This is a genomic window from Streptomyces sp. NPDC059696 (assembly GCF_042733745.1).
Classification (GTDB): Bacteria; Actinomycetota; Actinomycetes; order Streptomycetales; family Streptomycetaceae; genus Streptomyces.
Genome location: NZ_JBHWFG010000093.1, coordinates 1 through 2149 on the forward strand (window position 1 = coordinate 1; position 2149 = coordinate 2149).

The following is a 2149-nucleotide window of genomic DNA, read 5'->3' on the forward strand; positions in this document are numbered from 1 at the left end:
GCCCCAAGGGGCGCACCCCACCCCCCGGGGCTGGGGCCCCGCCCCCCCGCGGCCCCCCGCCCCCCCGGCCCGGCGCCCTACGAGCGCCAGGAGGGCTTCGTCCGTCTGAACCCGCCGGTGTTCGCGGCACCCGCCGGGGCGGTGTGAACGAGCGCCGGGCACCCCGCTGTTCGGGGCGTCCGGCGCTCGGGGTGGCCCGATCAGCGCGTGTAGCGCATGAACGCACGCACCATGTGGCACGTCGTGTCCGACGGCGGGTGGACACCGATCAGCTCCGCCGTGTCGCGGATCGTCTCGTTGTGGGCCTGGCTGGGCAGGTGAACGCCCGAGTCGAGCAGGGCGATGGCGAGGCGCATCGCCTTGAGACGGCGGTTGTGCGTCACGTACCACTGGCGCGGCCGGCCCGGGGGCAGCGGCCGCTTCTCCACGGGCGCGTACGGCAGGTCGAGCAGGACGGGGCGCTTCGCGGTGGACTGGGTGGGCAGCGGCTTCGGCTTCAGGGCGGCAGCGGGCACAGGCATCCTCCTGTCGCGGTCGGGCGGCTCACCGAAGACGTCGGCGTCCCCGGCGCCACCCTCGAACACTGCTTACAGTTTACCGCCCGGCACTGACAACGGGGAGTCCGCCGAGCCCGACAAAAGACCTGGTGGGCACGGGAATTGGCGTCATGTCACGACTGCTCCGGGAGGTACCCGAGGGGCGCCAGGAAATCGAACAAGCCGGTCGGCGCGTACCGTGTGCGCATGGAGATCTGGATCAACCCCGCGTGCTCGAAGTGCCGTAGCGCGCTGACACTGCTCGACGCCGAGGGCGCCGACTACACCGTCCGCCGCTACCTGGAGGACGTGCCGAGCGAGGACGAGATCCGTGGCGTGCTGGAGCGCCTCGGTCTCGAACCCTGGGACATCACCCGCACCCAGGAGGCCGAGGCCAAGGAGCTCGGGCTCAAGGAGTGGCCGCGGGACGCCGGTTCGCGCGCCCGCTGGATCACGGCACTCGCCGAGCACCCGAAGCTGATCCAGCGCCCGATCATCACCGCGGACGACGGAACGGCGGTCGTCGGCCGCTCCGAGGAGGCCGTACGGGACGCCCTGTCGCGCTGACCAGCCACGTTCCCCCGTGTGGCGCAGGTCACTTGAGTGACTCCTGTAACCGCTGAGTAACCTCGTTCGGTATCTCGTACATAGCGGCGTACGCTCCCCTACCTCGCAGGAGGCGCGCATGTCGCGCAGGAGAACTCTCGGTACGAAGAAGAAGATCGCGCTACTGGTGAGCGCGGCGACCGTGGCGGGAGGCGGGGCCTTCGTCATGGCGACCACGTCGAACGCGGCGCCGCCGGCCCCCAAGTCGGCGTCGGAGTCGACGGTCTGCCTGGGCCTCGCCACCGCCCTCGGCAACAACCAGAAGTTCATCGCGGACCAGCGGGCCAACCCGGACGCGCAGTCCGAGGCGCGGATCGCCAACCGCGAGGCGGTCGTCGCGGAGATCAAGCGGAAGCAGGAGGCGTCGGGGTGCGCCGTCGGGGAGTCGGCTCAGGACTCCCAGGGCGCGCAGCCGTCGCAGCCCGCCGAGGCGGCACAGCCTCCCGCGGCGTCGGCCCAGCCGTCGCAGCCGGCCGCGTCCGCCCCCGCGGGAAACACCGGCGGCGGTGCGGCTGCCTCCGGGCAGCAGGTGTGCAACGGCTCCACGGTCACGCTCTCCGGTGAGGGCGGCGCGCCCGCCGCGTCCAGCAACCAGTTCCCGGCCGGCACGAAGCTGAAGGTCACCAACCTGGACAACAACAAGTCCACGACGGTGGAGGTCACTTCGGTCTCCGGCAGCTGTGCGCTGCTCAACAACGCGGCCTTCGAACAGGTCCGTGAGCCCGGCAAGTTCCTGATCCGCCGGGCCCTGATCGAGAAGGTGGGGTGAGGCCTCACGCCCGAGTGAATCGATGAGGCGGCGGCCACCCCCTCGGCCGCCCCTCGTACGTGTCACCGGTCCTGCTGCCTCCGGCCAGGGGCAGCAGGACCGGCGCGTCCGGGCCGTGGGGGGGGGCGCCCGCCGCGGAGCGGCGGGGCGGCGCGGCGCGGGGCCCGAGCCCGGCCGCGCCCCCCCGCGCCGAGATCGGCCACAGCACCACCCCCGCACCCGGGGGGGACAGGGGGGC

3 protein-coding genes are annotated in these 2149 nt (G+C 72.8%); 2 read left to right on the forward strand and 1 reads right to left on the reverse strand.

Features of this window, described 5'->3' with window-relative positions:
- Nucleotides 1-200: 200 nt before the first annotated feature.
- The gene (locus ACFV20_RS36750; RefSeq protein ID WP_385665452.1) at nucleotides 201-515 is read right to left on the reverse strand and encodes a hypothetical protein; all 315 of its coding nucleotides are present in this window, start codon (nucleotides 513-515) and stop codon (nucleotides 201-203) included.
- Nucleotides 516-743: 228 nt separating this feature from the next.
- On the opposite strand from ACFV20_RS36750, the gene ACFV20_RS36755 reads away from it, so the two are divergent.
- The gene (locus ACFV20_RS36755; protein WP_385665446.1) at nucleotides 744-1103 is read left to right on the forward strand and encodes an arsenate reductase family protein; all 360 of its coding nucleotides are present in this window, start codon (nucleotides 744-746) and stop codon (nucleotides 1101-1103) included.
- 118 nt (nucleotides 1104-1221) lie between these two features.
- A complete protein-coding gene (locus ACFV20_RS36760) occupies nucleotides 1222-1911 on the forward strand; it encodes a hypothetical protein (RefSeq protein ID WP_385665449.1) in 690 nt (229 codons plus the stop codon).
- The last annotated feature ends 238 nt before the right edge of the window (nucleotides 1912-2149 follow it).

Bases quoted from the DNA above. Each gene is read 5' to 3' on its own strand.
- ACFV20_RS36755 (WP_385665446.1), top strand. From the start codon at position 744: ATGGAGATCTGGATCAACCCCGCGTGCTCGAAGTGCCGTAGCGCGCTG.
- ACFV20_RS36760 (WP_385665449.1), top strand. From the start codon at position 1,222: ATGTCGCGCAGGAGAACTCTCGGTACGAAGAAGAAGATCGCGCTACTG.